The sequence below is a fragment of the Photobacterium sp. 270122K genome (assembly GCF_059941365.1).
The window spans coordinates 1-17,929 of sequence record NZ_JBPOEN010000007.1 but is presented as its reverse complement, the minus strand read 5'-3'; the positions used below and the strand labels follow the sequence as shown (position 1 = coordinate 17,929).

The following is a 17,929-nucleotide window of genomic DNA, read 5'->3' as shown; positions in this document are numbered from 1 at the left end:
GCCCCGCCCTCTACACTCAATACGTTATGCTTCGCATTGAATGATAGAGGGTGAACCACCGATGATGAGTCTGATCTTCTGCCTACTGTTTATTGCCATGTTATGCGTCTACCTTCACCATACCCGCACCAGCTATGCGGTGTTTGCCGTGACCATGGTGTTGGGGCTGTACTGGTTTCGCCATCATGCCACCGACACCTTGTCGATCTTGTTGTAGGGGGGCGCATGAATAGCCAACAAATCACCTTACTCAACATTCTGGGTCTGCTCGGGATCACCGCCGTCTTATTCATCGGCTTCATCTTACAATTTGCTTGGGACGAACTTCCCTGCCCCCTCTGCTTATTGCAACGTATCGGCTTTGGTATGGTCATGTTTGGCTTTATGCTGAATGTGCTGCACGGTCCGCAACAACGGCATTATGGCGTGATACTCATGGGGGCATTATTCGGCGCTATCACCTCACTGCGTCAAGTATCGCTGCATGTGATCCCCGGTACACCAGGCTATGGCAGCCCTATTTTAGGCATGCATTATTACACGTGGGCGTTTGTGTTGTTTGGTGCCACCATTTTTGGGGTCGCAGTCTTATTGGTGCTGTGGAATACCGCATGGCATGACAAGCAGCATACCCTCAGCAGGCTGGGTCGTGCTGCCTGCCTGTTTGCTCTGATCACCGTCTTGCTCAATGTGATCATCACCTTTGTGGAATGCGGCCCTTATCAATGCCCAGATAATCCGGTCAGTTATTGGTTGTTTACTCGCTGACAAATGGAAAAACAAAGGGACAAATAACGAAAACACCCGCACAAAGCGGGTGTTTTTTTCATTACATGTCTTTTTATCACCGTATTTTTATCACCGAGCGGTCGGCGCGACCCGTTCGCACGCGTTAGCCGTTAGCACAACAGCGCCGCCAGCCCACTGGCGCGTTCCGTGCGTAACCGCACCGCACGCTGATTCACCTCTGGCTGCGCAAACAGATACAGGCGGGCTTTGGCACGGGTCACGCCGGTATACACCAACTCTCGGGTCAGGATCGGATTAAAATCGGCTGGCAACACCATGAGCGTGTCACTGAATTCCGATCCCTGTGATTTGTGGATCGTCATCGCATACACGGTGTCATGCTCCGGTAAACGGCTCGGCAGCACGCTACGAATGGTGCCATCAGGCATATCAAAATACACCCGCAACGTCGGCGTGTCCGGCGTGGTGGCATCCATCATCGCAATACCAATGTCCCCGTTATACAGCCCTAAGCCGTGATCGTTTCGGGTGATCATGACCGGTCGCCCCACATACCAGGTATCATCGGTTTGGCTGATCTTACCGGCACGCACTAACTCTCTTTCGATACGTTGGTTCAAGCCCGTCACGCCGAAATCCCCTTCGCGCAACGCACACAACAAACGCACAGACGCAAAAGCATCCAGCACCGCTTTCGGTTCAGCCTGCTGCTCAATCAAATCCAAGTAGTGGCGGTAGAACATCACCGTCATGCTGATCATGCGCTGATAACTGTCGGCACTGAGCGGGTAATGCTGAATGTCTTTATAGCCATGCTGACATACCGCTTCCACCTGCGACGGGCGACCGGCATTGATGGCTTTCGCCAGCTGACCAATCCCCGATTGCGCATGGAAACGGTAGCTTTTTTGCAGCATACACAAACTGTCGGCAATCGGGCTTAATGGCACATCTGACACGGTTTGCGCCTGCAATTGATAACCGGTTAACTGGCTCAATTGCTGCGCCTGCACCACACTGTACCCCTGATGGGAAAACGCACAGATGTCCCCCAACACCGCACCGGCTTCTACCGACGCCAACTGATCACGGTCACCCAATAAAATCAATTTAGCGTGCGGCGGTAAGGCGTCCAATACACGGGCCATCATGGGCAAATCCACCATCGAGGCTTCATCGATCACCAAAACATCCAAGTGCAGCGGGTTATCTTTGTGATGACGGAACCCCACCTGATTCGGCACCGAGCCCAATAAGCGGTGCAAGGTACTGGATTGGGTCGGGATCCGCTCACGCACGGACGGCGACACTGGCAACGATTGAATCGCGGAGCCGATGGATTCAGTCAATCGTGCAGCCGCTTTACCGGTCGGCGCCACCAGCTTGATGGTCGGTGTAGCAACATCATCGCCAGTGGGTTCGCGGTCATCGGCTTGCATCACCAATGCCGCCAACAGCTTGGCCACCGTGGTGGTTTTACCGGTACCCGGCCCGCCAGAGATCACCGCAAACTGACGGGTGATCGCCACGGCCGCAGCCACTTTCTGCCAGTTTAAACAAGCCGCCATCGGTACCAAGGTATCCAATGCGTTCAGGCCATCGACCCGATCAGCCGCCGTCAATACCGCATCAATCGCAGACCAATCCAGTTGTTCCGGATGCGCCACATCCAACTTATCACACACTTCTTGCTGACGACGCGCAGGGGTATCAATCGCTTGTCCGTCGTTCACATCGGCCTGACGCAGCTGCATGAGCGATTGCATCAGGTAGGTGTAAGTGCGTGGGAATAAGGTATCCAGCATCACAGACATTTTGCCAAATTCAGCCTGCGTCGGCTGCGCCGCGGCTTTCAATTTGTTCGCGATTAACTGCTCAAAGGCCCAGTACCGGTGCAGATACAAACGCCCATCTTGCAGCACCAACGGGGTGGCAGCCGGTTTATCCTGCACGCCTTTACCCGTCATGTCTGTCACCACGGGCAAAGTGGCCAGCTCACGCCCCCACGTTTCAGGGGCAGGCAGTTCAGCCAGCAAGGTCAGCGATGCGGAAGACGAGAGCCCGAACAACGATAACGGACCAGACGAAGAAGGCGCAGTCAGACGCTCTAGCGGCAGACAAACGTGGCCTTTCCCCAGTTCATGGCTGAGCAATGCCGCCATGAATCCCGCCAATGGCGCGGCTTCAGGGCTATGCAGAGCGATAAATTTGGCAAACTGGTAATCCAGCTGGCGCAGTATCCCTTGCTGGGTCAGGCTTTCTAATCGCTTAAGCATCCAGCGGCTCTCCATCAATCAAACGGTCTAAATCGGCCAGCAGTGCCGCACTCGGACGGGCGGCAAAAATACCGCTGTCACGGCCCGCTTCGATGCCACGTAAAAACAAGTAATACACCCCACCAAAATGACGGTCATAATCATAATCCGGGATCCGGCTGCGCAAGAATCGCTGCAAGGCCAACGCATAGATCTGGTACTGCAAATCATAACGGTGATCGCGCATCGCCTCGACCAACGCCTCACCGTGGTATGCACTGGCATCATCCCCCAGATGGTTGGATTTCCAATCCAGTACGTAGTATTTCCCTTGATGCTCAAACACCAAGTCAATAAAGCCTTTTAGCATACCGCTGACAGTAGCAAAGCCCAGCTCGCCCGCGCGTGCCGACACCTCATCGTGTTTGGCGATCACTTTGTTGAGCATGGCTGACTGCAACAATTCAATCGGCAATAAAAACTCCATTTCCGTTAACCGCTGTGATGCCGTTTTCTCGGCCAAGCGCAACGCATCCCCGTCCAACGGGCACTGCAACACATCATGGATCAACTGCTGCAAGACCGGCAGCCATTCCAGATCGTACTGCTCGCGCTCTAGCAGGCCAGTCAGGGTCGCGACCGTTTCCGGGCTGTCGACGGGCGCGGTAAATTCAATCTCTTCAAATACGGTATGCAAGAAGGTGCCCGGCCTTGCCCCGCGCGGGAAGGTGTAAATGGAACGCGCAGGCGTCAGATCGTCCAGCTCTTCGGCCGCATCACCGGTGGTCGTCGCGGCTTCCTCCGCCGCTTTCACCGTCACATCGGCCACCGAATCAATATCAAACCCCGGCAGATCCAAGCTGCTGTCATGATGGGCTTGATGCCCCTGTTTCACCAAGCTCGAATAACTGGTCATCCACCAGTTACGCTCTAATGACGCGGTAAACGGCTGCGGCAACAAGGTGACACTCGCCTCTTCAATCGGTTGCCACGGCAAGGCCGGTTTTTCTGGCGGCGTGACCACGGCAATACTGGCCGGGCCATCGGCCAATTTGGCCAAGGCCAGCTCTAACCCCGCCACACCGACCGCTTCACCGTTTTGGACCAAGTGTCCCATCGCCGAGCGGTGCAAACCCGTCGGCTCTTTAGTGCTACGGCCATTGCGTACCGGCGCCATGCCAACGTAACAGCCGTAAACGGCACGGGTCAGGGCCACATAGATCAAACGTAAATCTTCCGCCAAACGCTCTTTGTCGGCCTTTTCAATGGCGTCACTGTGTTTGGCGATATCCAAGACTGTTTTGTGCGAGGTGTCATCGTGATACTTCACTTCCCCTCTGCTGTCGACCTCACGGTAGCTACACACAAAAGGCATAAACACCACGTCATACTCCAAGCCCTTAGACTTGTGAATGGTGACGATTTGCACCAAGTTACGTTCTGATTCCAAACGCACTATTTGGTCGTCCGCATTGCCATTGGGTTCGGCCATGTTTTCTGCCAGCCAACGCAACAACCCGTAGTCGCTGTCGAGGGTCTGACTGGCGGCTTGCAGCAATTCACCGATGTGCAGCAAGTCCGTCAGGCGACGTTCGCCGCCGTCATCCGCCAGCAAACGCTCTGCAATTTGGTGTTGCGCCATCACACTGCGCAGCATCGGCATCACGCCCCGTGACTGCCATTGCTTGCGGAATCCTTTAAAGCTGTTGATGGCCGCTTCCCATTCCAACTCGCTGTTATTGAGCGAGTCCAGCTCCACCGCCGTTAACGCAAACAGGCTGGACGCCAGTGCCGCGCGCAATGCACGATCGTCTTCCGGCGTCAGTACCGCTTGCAACAAACGCTGCACATCAGCCGCTTCCGCGCTGGAAAACACACTGTCACGGTTAGACAGATACACGCTGGCAATGCCTTGCTCCGCCAGTGCATTTTTGATCAGCTTGCCTTCGCTACCGGTCCGCACCAACACGGCAATGTTGCCCGCCTCAATGGCGTGGTGCTGATTGTTATCGGCAAAGCACGCCTCGCCTTGCTGTGACGAGGTCAAGATATGCTGGATCTGTGCCGCCGTCGCGGTAGCCATTGCATCTTGGTAACTGCCTTTGGTCACGGGCTTACCCGGCTCGGCCTCTTGCAGCCAGAACGTCAACGCAGGCTGACGTCCTTGGTCAAGAAACCAATGGCGATCCGCCGCTTTCGGGCTGTGGTTGACCGACAAAAAGGTAATGTCTTGATCGTAAATAAACGGGCTGTCCGGCTCGGCAAAAATCGTGTTCACCGAGGCGACCATGTCAGCCGTTGAACGCCAGTTGGTATCCAGCGTGTAATGATCCGTCACCTGACGGCGCGCCTGAATATAAGTAAAAATGTCAGCGCCACGGAAAGCGTAAATCGCCTGTTTGGGATCCCCGATCATGAACAAACCACATTCGGGATGCTGATGGTAAATCTGGCTGAAAATGCTGTATTGCAGCGGATCGGTATCCTGGAACTCATCGATCATCGCGACCGGATACTGACTGCGGATCCGACTGGTTAGCAGGCCATCCTGATCATTATCGATGGCGGCCGACAACTGGGTCAGCAAATCATCAAACGAGAGCCAGCCTTTACGCGCTTTGGCCTCCACCAGCAATGCACGGCACACTTCAATCGCATGGGCGATCAGCGGATCACGCAAGTTCGCAGGGTTATCCAGCAAATCAGCCACCGCCTCAAACACCGCATGTGTTGGCGGCTCCCCTTTCGGGGTTTTCTCAATCAAGACCTGCTGATGGAAACGCTCCAATTTATCCGGCAAAGCGTAATCCACGGTCGGCTGCGCCGCCCATTGACGGACCTCGGCCAGCCACGCCGGTAAACTCTTTTTGGTGTAGCTGCGTTTATTGACACCTGAGTTGGCGATCAGCGCTTCCAAATCCCCGTCATGTTCACACCAAAGTGCTTTAAAGGCATCAATGCGTGCCATGTTGCTGGTGTGCAGCTGCTCCAACGACTCACTCAACGGTTGCACGGACAAGGTGACGGGCGCACCGGTTAAGCTGTTACCGATGTCTTTCAATAACGCGGCGGGCGAGGCCCAGATTTGACGCACTTCACTGGCCAGCGCGTGCGGCAAGTGATAAAAGTTGCGACGCCAATAGTCCGCGACCACCAACTGCTTGAGCGGGGCTTCATCGGTAATGAATTCATTGTTGAAACGGCTGCCGGATTCAAAGGCATTTTGCGTCAGCATCCGCTGACAGAAACCGTGAATGGTATAAATCGCCGCTTCATCCATCTGGCGTTCGGCATTCAACAAAATCGCTGCCGCCGCTTTATGGTCGGAAATTTCCACCAGCAACGGCGCAATCACCGGATCGTGGCTCACGCCACGGCTGAACGCCAAGCGAGCGTCATGGATCCGCGCGCGAATACGATCGCGCAATTCTGCCGTGGCGGCCTCGGTAAAGGTCACCACCAAGATCTGCTCTACCGTCAGCTCTTGGGCGTGCCGGGAGGCGTCATTGCCATGGCCGAGCAGCAAGCGTAAATACAAGCTGGCGATGGTAAAGGTTTTACCGGTACCGGCCGAGGCTTCAATCAAACGTGCCCCGTGCAACGGAAAGGTCATCGGTTGTAATGTGTTGGCAACGTTCACGTTATCCATGGCGTGTCTTTCCAATGAATGATGGTATTCAAACGCGTCTCCTCGGTTCATGCCACAGGAGCGCTATCGTATTCTTATATGGCGTTACCCGTTGAATGGATAACGCCGTTTATCGCAGTTCGAGGCAGTGATGGCGATCACAGCACCTGTGTGATCAAACACTTAGTTTGACTCTAAACGTCCGCAAGGACGGCGTAGTGGGCCGAGAGTGAGAACTTTCTCACGGTTTACCCCCATGGCATTGGTTAGTATCGCCGCACGAAACGTGGTCTACCTCTGCACCGGTGGTCGTACAGCAGACACCCTACAACTAACAATGATTTGCTGACGACCACGCTACTCCTTGCTATCACTCTCCCTGACAAACGCCTCACGCATCGACATTACGCATCATCGTCGACAACGTCGCTACCCAGTATCGCAGCCTGCAATACCCGTCCGGCCAATTGCGACGCCGCTTGTGCCAGTTCGTCATTCCACTGCGGCCACACGCGGGCAATGTAGGTATCGCTGCCTTCTCCGGGGAACAAATAGCTGTCGTTAAAACTGTCCGCCATTTTCCCCAACGCCTTCTCGCGTGTGTCTTCGTCATCTTTCCACTTGCCATCTCGGCCAATACAAGCCGTGATGCCCGCTTTCGCCGTTCTCGGGAAATAGGCTAAGGGTTGGTTCAGACCGTCAACATACAGTTCAATCACCTCTTGCAAATACGCGCGGGCTTGCGCCGCTTCAACGTTCCCCAATTTAAGGTGGGTGTCCGTGCCAATCAGGTGCGTTTCTTGCCCTTTCCCCGCCGCCGCCAAGCACAGGTGATCCAACCATGCGGTCAGATGATCTTGCGGACGAATTTTGCCGCTGCGATAGCGCACTAAACCGCCCTGATAACGCTGCTTCAACCACCCTTGTAACTGTACGGTTTGCCCCTCGACGATGAAGGTCAAATCCACTTCGTGATCGTCCTGTAGGTGCTGAGTATACGGCGTAATGGCATCCACTAATGTCAGCACTTCCGCCCGTGTAACCGCCAAGTCCAGCTCACCAAACGCGGCAATCGGCAACTGCCCCGCGGCTTTTTGCTCATTGGCAAAGTCCTGATAAACCTTATTTTCATCGGCTTGCGTGCGACGCGCTTCCAGCAGAAGCGTCAGCAGCGTGTCGCGCAGTTGGTAGCTTTCTAAGCCATTTAAGACGAACGGCTCGTCGTCTTCCATCACCCCTTGCGGCGGTTCAAAGAACACTTTTAAGCGACGGTTGAAGAAGTAGCGCACAGGCAGACGCCAGAAACGTTGCAATTCCGCCAGATCAAGCACCCGTTGCGGACCGTCATCTTGCGTATCGGCAGGCAGTGCTGTGATTTGAAACGCTTGGCTGGCGTTGCCGCTACGACAGGCGGCGGGTAGCCATTCAGCCGCAAAGCTGGCCTCTTCGCCCATGAATGCGTTCGGGCTAAACGGCACTAACGGATGATGCTGGATCAACTGCGTTTTCAGGTTGTCGCCTGACTGATCGACAGGCAAGGCTTCATCGCCCTCTCGGCAATAGCCCTGCTGGCAATATTCCACCAGCTCGCTGACCAAGACCGACGGCACACGCTCGGCGTTATCCTGAATCGATCGTCCCACAAAGCTGATGTAGAGAATTTCTTGTGCCGATTGGATCGCTTCCAAGAACAGATAGCGGTCATCATCGCGACGGGAACGGTCACCGGCACGGGTGCGGCCGTTCATTAAATCGAACCCTTCCGGCGCAATATTACGCGGGTAAGCCCCGTCATTCATCCCCAGCAAACACACCACGCGGAACGGAATGGAACGCATCGGCATCAAGGTACAGAAGTTCACCTGCCCGGCCAGAAAACGCTGGCTGACGCGTTCGCCGGAGAGCTTATCTTTCACATACTGATTGATCACAGCAGGCGTGATCTCAGCATGAAAACCGGCATCGGCCAGTTGCTCTTGCAGGCGGTGCAGCAAATCACGGATCGATTTCAGCACCAACTCGCCTTCCAGCTCGACCTGTAAGAAATCATCCAACAGCATCGTCAACTGCGCAGTCCATTCGGTAACGGAGTGCGGCTCGGCAAGCACCTCACGGTATGCGACCAGCCGATCAATGAAACCGGCTAACTGACCGGCCAGTTCGGCATCAAGCCCCTGAACCTGATCGTAAGACGAGATGCCTTCAAACAAACCGGCATCGTGTGGCATAGCATAGCCCAGCAACATGCGCTGAATACCGAACAGCCAAGTATTCTGCTGCTGCTCGGGCAGATCAAACTGGCTGGCCGTGCGTTCATCCAGCCCCCAACGCACACCGGCGTCTTCAATCCAACGTTTGATTTTTTCAAAGCTGTCACTGTCAAAGCCAAACTTGCGCATTACGGCGGGCACTTCGAGCAGTTCCAGTAATTCCGAGGCATGACAGCGGCTTTCCGGTAACGCCAGCAGACGCAAGAACGCCAATAGGATCGGGTTTTCTTGCTCGGCGGTACGGTCAGAAATCGAGAAGGGGATATAACGTTGACCCGGCGCATTACCAAATACGGCCTGAATCGCCGGACTATAGGCATTAATGTCCGCCACCATCACAATCACATCGCGCGGTTTCAGGCTGGCATCGGCTTCAAACATCGCCAATAGCTTATCGTGCAGCACTTCCACTTCACGCATCGGGCTGTGACAGGCATGCACGGAAAGCGAGCGGTCATCATGAGCAATGGGGAATTTATGCTGGCTGTTATCGAGGATCGCGTCGTTCTGGCGATCCGCCAAATTCAGAATATCGGCCTGAATCGCGTGCAATAAAGAATCCGGTTCGATATCGACAAAACCGGCGTCCACTTCATTGATCTGCATGTCAGACAGCAAATACAGGTTATCGCGCCCCAGTTTGCCCATCGAGGCTAACAGGCTGTTCCCCACCACCTGATTATGCATGTCGGCATCGTAATGGCTTTCATCCATGTATTTAAGCTGACCGATATAGTCCCCGCCACTTGCTTCATCGAGCAAGGTGTCGCTGTTCAAGGTACCGCTTTCCAAGGTACGCAGGCGGATCCGCTGCTTAGCCGCCAAACGGGCCAAATGTTTACGGTCGCGAATATCCCCCCAGTAGTAACGGCACGGGTTGGTGAACATCAAATGGACATCAATGTGCTGGCCCATCGCGGCCAATGCATCTAAGTAACGGGGCGGTAACGAGGAGATGCCAAACACAAACAAACGCTTGGGTAAGTTGGCGGGCAAGGTGCCGGTTTCGGCGTAGTTATTGAGGGTGTCGATGAAATGTTCGTACAGGTTGGCACGGTGATACGGCGATTGCCCTAATGCAAGCGTGTGATCGTACAAGGCTTGCCATAGCACAGGCTGCCACGGGTGCTCATCACCCAATTCTTCGACCGTTTCACCGGCTTCCCACTGCTGGATCCACTCGGGGCGATACACCAAGTATTGGTCAAAGATATCGGCAATTTTTTCCGCGAGCTGATACAGCTTGAGATCATCACGGTCATCGTCAAGGTAGCGCTTAAGCGGCTCAAAGCTGTCTTGATCCAACTGCGTTGGCAGCACCTGCATCAATTTCCATGTCATGGATTCTTTGTTAAACGCACTGCGCTCAGGCACATCGCTGAGCACGTCGGTAAACATGGTCCAGATAAAGGTCGCTGGCAGGGGAAAGGTGAGATTCGCGGCCACGCCAAACGACTTCGCCAATTCCATTTTTAGCCACTGGGACATACCGGGGCTCTGTACCAGGATCTGCTCGTGCTCAAAAGGATTCGCTAACGGTTCAAGGCGGATCAGCTCCACAAGGAGAGATTTTAACAAATCCAGTTGGTTGGAATGATAAACAGTAAACACTCAAGTGCCTCAGCAGCAGGGGAAAGTCTTATGATTCTCGCCTATCTCCCGTGCACCTGCAAATGCAATCTCGCTCGCATATTTACCCCTGTGCGGTTGCGCTGTTTTCATGGGTAAAACGGAGAAAGCATAGACAAAAACCGCATGAAAAATGCCCATGAAAAGCGCCGAATAAAACAGATAAAAAAACGGGCTCTCTAAGAGAGCCCGTCCGGAACCCCATCTGGGAACCGTTCAAAAAGGAGTCTGGTATTCGATGCTTAGCATCAAACTTATGCGTGTGCAGAAGGCGATAACACCGCACGGCACGCACGCGAAACAGGACGGTAAAAGGCCAAGTAACGGAGTGCCACATACCCAACCACCGCTGTCGCCACATACAACTCAAGGTGCGCCAGTGTAGACACTTGGTGGATGTACTCGGCGGCATAACCTTGCGTACCCATCCATGCTGCCACTTTAAACAACGCCGTGGCACCGATCACCATAGGGAAAGTGAAAGCCGCGTAACCCGGACTGAAGGTCAAGCGAAGCAAGCGGAAGAAGGCCACATAAATCACGAACGTCATCAGTACCGCAATACCCGCCAACAGTGCAATCACAACCGGTGACGGCGTGGTGGTCACAGTGAGGTAGCCGGCCAATGACAAGCTGGCAGGCGCCGCCATGATCGCAATCGTTGGTTTGGCTGCATCAGGAATTTCATGGCTGAAAATCAAACGGTAAATCATCACCGGCAACATCACCGCGTAAATGCCCATACCAAACAGTTGTAGAGCTTCGGCTAACGGACGCAATGCGCCCCCCGGGAATGCCACATCCGCCACGATAATGCCAATCGGTGGGACAAACCAGCTTGGTACCATATGGTGCAATTCAAAATCACGGGCACGGTGGTAAGCAAACAGCCCCAAAAAGATCAGGTGCAACGCCACAGCAAACAGCCATAGGGCTTGACCCGCAACAGGGAAGTAAAGGCCAAGTGCTTTTGATACCACCATGGTCGCCATGGCAAACGTTGGGACGACACTGCCAACCACAGGGTGACTTAAGTCATTCCACAACGATTGCGGGTGGCAAAGAAACTTCACCAACAACACCATCAATAAAACGCTGGCGATCACCGCACCGGTTAACTGCCCCATCCCGTGCAGATCCGCGGCATTTTCCCAACACCAGCCTAGGCTGGCAATGCCCAGTGCTAACCCCGCCATTGGCGTAGGGGCACCCAATACTTTGTTCTTCGCTGCTCGGATCATATTACGACTCCAACCCCGGCTGCCTTTGCATACCGTCGCTGTTAAATACCAATAGAGCAAGTTTACCTGCATTGCAGGTTTTAGGATAATTGAATATATTGAAAGGTAAGTTAAGTATTTCTGAACAAGTTCACCTCATGAATATCGCACTGCGCCAACTCAATGTGTTTGTCACCGTTGCTCAAGAGCTTACGATCACAGCTGCCGCCGAAAAGCTGTTTCTGTCCAAGCCCGCCGTCAGCATGGCGCTGTCTGAGCTGGAAAAACAATTGGGCCAAAAACTGTTTGATCGCAACAACAATCGCCTGATCATCAATGAACAAGGCAAGCGCTTATTGCCGCTGGCCGATGAGCTTCTGGCGCGCAGTCAGGACATCGAGCAACTGTTCAGCCAAGAAGGCCCTATCACCGGTAAATTAAAAATCGGATCCAGTGACACGGTCGGCAATCAAGTCACCCCTTTTCTGCTGCGTGATTTTCGAGAATCCTCCGGCCACCGCGATCAATCTCTGTATATCGCCAATACCGCACAGATCTGCCATATGCTGGCGGAATTTGAATTGGACATCGGGTTAGTCGAAGGCAAGGTGCAGGAAGAGAATCTGGCGGTACAGCCATGGCTAAGCGATGAAATGGTGATCGCATGCCATCCGGATCACCCACTGGCTACGCTCCCCCACTTACGCTTACAAGATTTAGAAAACAGCCAGTGGATCTTGCGCGAACCGGGTTCCGGTACGCGGGAGTTTTTCTTGCAGAAACTCGCACCAAGGCTGGCACATTGGCAGCAAGCGTTTGAGCTGAACAACACGGAAGCGATCATCAACTGTACGGCGGCCAATCTAGGGATCACCTGCCTGTCGCGGCGAGCAGTGGAACATGCGGTGAAAGATCAGCGCGTGGTGATCCTCGCGCCGCCGCTGGATATGCACCGTCAATATTGGTTACTGTTCCACAAAGAAAAGTACCAGAGCCCGTTGCTGAAACTGTTTATCGCCTTTTGCCAACAATGGCAGGACCACTGATCCGGCCATTGCTGGAAGATCAGAGACGATTATCCCCACAACTGAACGCGATGATCTGGCTGATCTGGCACAAGGGACGGCCAGATTCTTCCTGCCACGCATTGAACGCGTCTTGCGTCGCCTTGAGGGATTTTTGCGTATCGCGCCCTCCATCGATGATCCCGCATTGGCGCAGATAGCTTTCGGTGTCTTGGCTCAAAATAAAGGTGTCTTTGCCCATCACGCGCAAGGTATAAGGGCCGGTATTTCCGCCTAAGCGCGCACCGCGTTTTTTCAGATAGCGCCACAATCCAACAATGTCGTTCGACGGCCAGTCTGCGACACATTGGGCAAAACTGCCGTGCTGGCGCGCCGCATCGTGGATCATCTGCGCGTTAGCGGGAATGGTCATCACTTTGGCGAGATGGCGAATAATGCTCGGATCCGAGGCTTTGCGCTCCCACATATCATCCGGGATCAACAGCATCTTCTCGATATCAAAACCAAAGAAGACATGTTCAAAGTTCGGCCACTTGTTTCGTACCACCTGCCAGCTGATCCCCGACTGGAACACCTTCTGACTGAACGCCGCCAGCCAGCGGTCATCGCCGATCGCCGCTAATTCTTCACGCGACAGCGGTGACACCAGCATCGCTTCCAACGCCGCTTCGCCCCCTTTACGGTCAGCGGCACGGGTATAAATTTGTGCAAATCTTTCTCTTGCCATCACATTAACACGCTTATCACTGGACATGGCCTGTTATGCTACTGTATAAACAGCCAGTTAATCAATTTCGGAGAGGGTGACCATGGCTGTTATCGTCAAATATGTGGTTGAGCGCAACGGAGAAGAAAAGATGACTTTCACCTCTAAGTCCGAAGCCGACGCCTACGACAAAATGCTGGATATGGCTGACGAGCTGTTCGTTTTACTGGAAGAGAGCGATCTGTTCGAAGATGAAGCCAAGCGTGAAGAACTGTCTATGTTCCTTGCGCAAAATCGTGAAGAAGTGCTAGTGGCACTGGGTGCGAAAAAAGCACCAAAGAAAAAAGTAACGAAACCGACTGCTGTCGCAGAGGATGCTGACGACATCGAAGATGAAGAAGATGACGCGGCATAATCTGCCCATCGCTTCACGGTGAGAATAACCTCCTACGGGAGGTTTTTTTGTGTCTGTCGTCCAGCCTCTCTCCTAATAGCGAAAGAATTGAGTCATTTTTTACGGAACATTCGTGAAAGCCTTCAATATCCCGCCAACTGTCATTATGATGGTTTACTAGCAATCGACTAAAGGTAAGCCCTCCGCATCAGGATCTGGCAGGAATGGCCGGACAGTGCTTACTTATTTTAATTATGGAGAACGATCAATAATGGCCAGCTTTTCACTTGCCCTGGGTACCGCGACCAAAAACCGCGACAACAAAATCATCGAAGCTTTCTTCCCTACACCGATTCTGAATCCATCAGATGCGCTTGTGAACGCCATTGCTGCTGTTGTTGATTACAAAGAAGGTAACCAAGCACTGGAAGTGACACCTGCACAGTGTGCCGATTTGGCTGCCGCCTTCCGTGCTGCAGACGAAGAAAAAAGCGCACAATTTGCAGAGAAAGCAGCACAGTCTGCACAACCATTGGTGGTGGTAATTCTGGCAACTGACGAAGCACCTGCATCTGTCGCTGAAGGCTTCCTAAAGCTTCAACTGATCTCGCACCGTCTTGTTCAACCACACGGTGTGGTACTGGATGGCATCTTCGGTCTACTGCACAACATTGCATGGACTAACCAAGGCGCTATCGACCTGCCTGAGCTGGCAGATCGTCAAATCGAAGCGCGCCTGAACGGTGAAACACTGACCGTCGATTGTGTCGACAAGTTCCCGAAAATGGTGGACTACATTGTCCCTACCGGCGTACGTATTGCGGATACCTCGCGTGTACGTTTGGGCGCACACGTGGGCGAAGGCACCACCGTGATGCACGAAGGTTTCATCAACTTCAACGCGGGTACCACTGGCGTGAGCATGGTTGAAGGCCGTATTTCTGCGGGTGTGGTTGTGGGTAATGGCTCTGACATCGGTGGCGGTGCCTCTATCATGGGTACCCTGTCTGGCGGCGGTAAAGTCGTGGTGTCTATCGGTGAAAACAGCCTACTAGGCGCGAATGCGGGCCTTGGCTTCCCAATGGGTGACCGTTGTACGATTGAATCAGGCCTGTATGTGACGGCGGGTTCTAAAGTGCGTCTACTGGATAACAACGGTCAAGAAGCGGGCTTTGCAAAAGCACGTGACTTGGCGGGTAAGCCGGATCTGCTATTCCGTCGCAACTCAATGACAGGCGTGATTGAATGCCTGACGAACAAAGCGGCCGTTGAGCTAAACAGCGAACTGCACAGCAATAACTAATACTGCGCGTCAAATAACCTAACGCAAAAGGCTGCCTTCACTGGGCAGCCTTTTTCTTTTGTTCTTTCTTTACGCTATCAGTAACCGCGTTCAACTAATCCATACTGGGAGGGTGAATCCTCACACTCATCGGGATACGCCGGATTGATCCGCACCGTGATATCACGTTTGCCTTTGCAGTATTCAAACCGCCCCTGCAAATACCCCGCTCGGTACTCTTCATAATCAATGTCGCCCCATGCCCCCTGCTTGAGCAGATCCTTTTGATTTAATTCTCGATACCCTTGTTCACCATGGTAGCTTCCTAGCTTTTCCCATGCTTTTTCTTTCGCTAATTGGGTTTCGTAGGGGCTGGCACAAGCGGCAAGCAAACCGACCCATCCCATGATAATACCGACGATGAACACCTGCTTAACCCACTTAGCCATTGCGTTTCCTCCACAGAAGATATGGCTTAAGTATGGGATTATCCGTTCAAGGTCGCCACCGCACGTCGACCACTTTCACTGTGTGTGCCGAGGAAAGCCAATAAGACGCCAATCCCTGCGCCTAATACCATCACTCCGCCTAAGTGCCAAGCTTGGCTAATCCCCATCTTCAACAAAACGTTACTGAGTAAAGAGGCAAATACCATCTGACACGCCCCCGACAATGCCGCCACCGTGCCAGCTTTGTCACTGTATGGCACCAGCAATAACGACTGCGCACACGGAAACGCGATCCCGTTCGCCATCGCTAACAAAAAATGGCCGCTACTCATCCAAATAGGCTCAAGCGGCGCGGCAATCAATACAGCACCCGCTACAAAATGCAGCAATGGCGCCAACATCAACATGCGCTGCGTACCTAACCGAGGACGCAACCGCTGACAAATCAGGCCGCCACACAACAAGCCACAAGCTGGCACCATGGCCCACAAAGCGTATTGCTCGGAAGACAAACCGATTTGCACCTGCATGATGAAGGGCATCAAGGAAATGGAGAGCACGACCAAGGCGAAATTAATCCAACCAATACCGGCAAACGACAAGAAATGGCTTTCCTGCATCAGCGTGATATAGCTTTTCATTAACTGGCCCACGGAGCGGGGGCGCGACGTGGTAGATAAGGTCTCTTTAAATAACAGCAGCAACACCAACCATACCATGACGATGTAGCCCAGCAGCAGCATAAAGACCGCTAACCAACCGGCGTAGTGATTAACAAAGCCACCGATTACCGGAGCGACAATCGGCGTAAAGGCCGCCACAATGGCCACCCACGTCATCGCTTTCACCAGATCATGGCTTTGGTAACTGTCACGGATCGATGCCCGAGCCAACACGGCCACACTGCCCGCGCCAATCCCTTGGACAACCCGTCCGATCAATAACCAGGTAAAGGTATCAGCCTTCGTGACGGCAAGGACTAATCCCGCCGCGGCGATCAGCAACCCGACCAGCAATACCGGACGACGACCAAAAACATCAGAGAGGGGGCCATAGACCAGTTGTGAGGGACCAAAACCCAGTAAATAGCCCGAAACCAACAGTTGCACTTGCTCTGTGGTGAGGTGGAGATCGGCTGCGATCCACGGCAGGGAGGGAAACACTAACCCCAAACTCAATTGCCCGATGCTGACAATCAAACACGCTAATAAAAGGGGTTTCCAGTTAAACGCCGCCATTCTTCATCCTTATTATGCTTGGGTATATATTATGCATGTTATTAGGAACAAGAATTAGCAGCGCGGTATCACTATATTACGTCCCAGCAGGACGTAATATCAGATGGATTTGGTCAGGGTGTAAGTGAAGGGATTGGTGAAGGAAAATTTACTGCCCGAGGTCGCGACTTGCCCTTTTTTCATGGCTACTAGGACTTCTTTTTGCACTTTTACCAACGCAAAGAAACGCACGACCATAAACACAATAAAGACCGGCATCAGCAGTTGTGAAACAGGGGCTGATTGCAGCACCAAATCATTCAACAACCACACGGCGATCATACCTAGCATGATGTACAACGAGTGGGGCTTTAAGACGATACGAATGTCTTGGGCGGTTTCCGTACGTTCAAAGAAAAATGTCATGAGTTATCCTCGTTTTTATTTTCTTCACCCTCTCACACCACAGACTGCGTGACAAGTACGGCACGGTAGAATTCATCCCCGTATTGTAATGTGATATGTCAGAGGGATAGGAAAGGAAATATGTTCATAGCAAGGCGGCTATTGCAGGAACTTGTGGGCTAATTTCAAGATGGCCAACGTGGCGATGGGCATTTTTTGACAAGCTATAGACGTAAAAAAGCCCAAGTCTCTCCTACTCTACCTTAAATAAAAAAGGGGGCTTGATATAAGTGGCGAAGCGGCTGGGACTCGCCATACCGAACATCAGCGCGTCCCCCGGCGTGACTGGCCGCTACCGTCAAGGTAAAGAGGCTAACCAACTGAACTGCCGCTCAACTCAACTAGCTATAGTGTTGAAGATATTGCGCAGGGAAAAATGTGCATAGCAAGGCGGCTATTGCAGGGACTAGTGGGCTAATTTCAAAATAGCCGACGTAGCTGTGGGCATTTTTGACAAGCCATAGACGTAAAAAAGCCCAAGTCTTTCGACTTGGGCTTAGTATAAGTGGCGGAGCGGACGGGACTTTCTATCAACCTTGAGAACAACGCGTCCCCCGGCGTGACTGGCCGCGGCCCTCAAGGTAAAGAAGCTAACCAACTGAACTACCACTCTACTCAGGATTCAAACAAACTGCAGAT

Annotated in this window: 13 protein-coding genes; 5 read left to right on the top strand and 8 right to left on the bottom strand. The window is 53.1% G+C overall.

Annotated elements, in window-relative coordinates:
* The first annotated feature begins 61 nt into the window (after positions 1-61).
* Both ACSF8W_RS13350 and ACSF8W_RS13345 read left to right on the top strand, forming a co-directional pair.
* Positions 62-217 carry a DUF5993 family protein gene (locus ACSF8W_RS13350; RefSeq protein ID WP_500847816.1) on the top strand — a complete coding sequence of 52 codons (156 nt, stop codon included), beginning with the start codon at positions 62-64 and terminating at the stop codon, positions 215-217.
* An 8-nt stretch (positions 218-225) separates the two neighbouring features.
* Positions 226-768, top strand: coding sequence for a disulfide bond formation protein B (locus ACSF8W_RS13345; protein WP_500847815.1), 543 nt, complete (start codon positions 226-228; stop codon positions 766-768).
* 131 nt (positions 769-899) lie between these two features.
* On the opposite strand, the gene recD is transcribed toward ACSF8W_RS13345, so the two are convergent.
* The 4 genes from recD to ACSF8W_RS13325 all read right to left on the bottom strand — a co-directional run bounded on the left by recD (position 900) and on the right by ACSF8W_RS13325 (position 11,773).
* Positions 900-3,026, bottom strand: a complete 2,127-nt coding sequence (gene recD, locus ACSF8W_RS13340; protein ID WP_500847814.1) for an exodeoxyribonuclease V subunit alpha — start codon at positions 3,024-3,026, stop codon at positions 900-902.
* The gene (gene recB, locus ACSF8W_RS13335; protein WP_500847813.1) at positions 3,019-6,654 is read right to left on the bottom strand and encodes an exodeoxyribonuclease V subunit beta; all 3,636 of its coding nucleotides are present in this window, start codon (positions 6,652-6,654) and stop codon (positions 3,019-3,021) included. The genes recD and recB overlap by 8 nt, the downstream gene beginning before the upstream one ends.
* A gap of 383 nt (positions 6,655-7,037) precedes the next feature.
* Positions 7,038-10,514, bottom strand: coding sequence for an exodeoxyribonuclease V subunit gamma (recC, locus tag ACSF8W_RS13330; RefSeq protein WP_500847812.1), 3,477 nt, complete (start codon positions 10,512-10,514; stop codon positions 7,038-7,040).
* A gap of 272 nt (positions 10,515-10,786) precedes the next feature.
* Positions 10,787-11,773, bottom strand: a complete 987-nt coding sequence (locus tag ACSF8W_RS13325) for a TDT family transporter (RefSeq protein WP_500847811.1) — start codon at positions 11,771-11,773, stop codon at positions 10,787-10,789.
* Positions 11,774-11,910: 137 nt separating this feature from the next.
* Here ACSF8W_RS13325 and ACSF8W_RS13320 point away from each other — a divergent pair, with 137 nt between their 5' ends.
* On the top strand, positions 11,911-12,798 hold the full coding sequence (locus ACSF8W_RS13320; RefSeq protein WP_500848015.1) for a LysR substrate-binding domain-containing protein: 888 nt from the start codon (positions 11,911-11,913) through the stop codon (positions 12,796-12,798).
* Positions 12,799-12,817: 19 nt separating this feature from the next.
* Here ACSF8W_RS13320 and ACSF8W_RS13315 read toward each other — a convergent pair whose 3' ends face one another.
* Positions 12,818-13,504 carry a DNA-3-methyladenine glycosylase I gene (locus ACSF8W_RS13315; protein WP_500847810.1) on the bottom strand — a complete coding sequence of 229 codons (687 nt, stop codon included), beginning with the start codon at positions 13,502-13,504 and terminating at the stop codon, positions 12,818-12,820.
* Between the two features lie 82 nt (positions 13,505-13,586).
* Between ACSF8W_RS13315 and ACSF8W_RS13310 the strand changes: the two genes are divergently transcribed.
* Together ACSF8W_RS13310 and dapD are read left to right on the top strand one after the other, a co-directional pair.
* Entirely contained in the window at positions 13,587-13,898 is a 312-nt protein-coding gene (locus ACSF8W_RS13310; protein ID WP_500847809.1) for a YebG family protein, read from the top strand.
* A 250-nt stretch (positions 13,899-14,148) separates the two neighbouring features.
* Positions 14,149-15,180 carry a 2,3,4,5-tetrahydropyridine-2,6-dicarboxylate N-succinyltransferase gene (gene dapD, locus ACSF8W_RS13305; RefSeq protein WP_500847808.1) on the top strand — a complete coding sequence of 344 codons (1,032 nt, stop codon included), beginning with the start codon at positions 14,149-14,151 and terminating at the stop codon, positions 15,178-15,180.
* 77 nt (positions 15,181-15,257) lie between these two features.
* On the opposite strand, the gene ACSF8W_RS13300 is transcribed toward dapD, so the two are convergent.
* From ACSF8W_RS13300 to ACSF8W_RS13290, 3 genes are all read right to left on the bottom strand, one after another.
* Positions 15,258-15,608, bottom strand: coding sequence for a DUF2799 domain-containing protein (locus ACSF8W_RS13300; RefSeq protein ID WP_500847807.1), 351 nt, complete (start codon positions 15,606-15,608; stop codon positions 15,258-15,260).
* Between the two features lie 38 nt (positions 15,609-15,646).
* Entirely contained in the window at positions 15,647-16,846 is a 1,200-nt protein-coding gene (locus tag ACSF8W_RS13295; RefSeq protein WP_500847806.1) for a multidrug effflux MFS transporter, read from the bottom strand.
* A 99-nt stretch (positions 16,847-16,945) separates the two neighbouring features.
* On the bottom strand, positions 16,946-17,251 hold the full coding sequence (locus ACSF8W_RS13290; RefSeq protein ID WP_500847805.1) for a hypothetical protein: 306 nt from the start codon (positions 17,249-17,251) through the stop codon (positions 16,946-16,948).
* Positions 17,252-17,929: the final 678 nt, after the last annotated feature.

Bases quoted from the DNA above. Each gene is read 5' to 3' on its own strand.
- ACSF8W_RS13350 (WP_500847816.1), top strand. From the start codon at position 62: ATGATGAGTCTGATCTTCTGCCTACTGTTTATTGCCATGTTATGCGTC.
- ACSF8W_RS13345 (WP_500847815.1), top strand. From the start codon at position 226: ATGAATAGCCAACAAATCACCTTACTCAACATTCTGGGTCTGCTCGGG.
- recD (WP_500847814.1), bottom strand. From the start codon at position 3,026: ATGCTTAAGCGATTAGAAAGCCTGACCCAGCAAGGGATACTGCGCCAG.
- recB (WP_500847813.1), bottom strand. From the start codon at position 6,654: ATGGATAACGTGAACGTTGCCAACACATTACAACCGATGACCTTTCCG.
- ACSF8W_RS13325 (WP_500847811.1), bottom strand. From the start codon at position 11,773: ATGATCCGAGCAGCGAAGAACAAAGTATTGGGTGCCCCTACGCCAATG.
- ACSF8W_RS13320 (WP_500848015.1), top strand. From the start codon at position 11,911: ATGAATATCGCACTGCGCCAACTCAATGTGTTTGTCACCGTTGCTCAA.
- ACSF8W_RS13315 (WP_500847810.1), bottom strand. From the start codon at position 13,504: ATGGCAAGAGAAAGATTTGCACAAATTTATACCCGTGCCGCTGACCGT.
- ACSF8W_RS13310 (WP_500847809.1), top strand. From the start codon at position 13,587: ATGGCTGTTATCGTCAAATATGTGGTTGAGCGCAACGGAGAAGAAAAG.
- dapD (WP_500847808.1), top strand. From the start codon at position 14,149: ATGGCCAGCTTTTCACTTGCCCTGGGTACCGCGACCAAAAACCGCGAC.
- ACSF8W_RS13300 (WP_500847807.1), bottom strand. From the start codon at position 15,608: ATGGCTAAGTGGGTTAAGCAGGTGTTCATCGTCGGTATTATCATGGGA.
- ACSF8W_RS13295 (WP_500847806.1), bottom strand. From the start codon at position 16,846: ATGGCGGCGTTTAACTGGAAACCCCTTTTATTAGCGTGTTTGATTGTC.
- ACSF8W_RS13290 (WP_500847805.1), bottom strand. From the start codon at position 17,251: ATGACATTTTTCTTTGAACGTACGGAAACCGCCCAAGACATTCGTATC.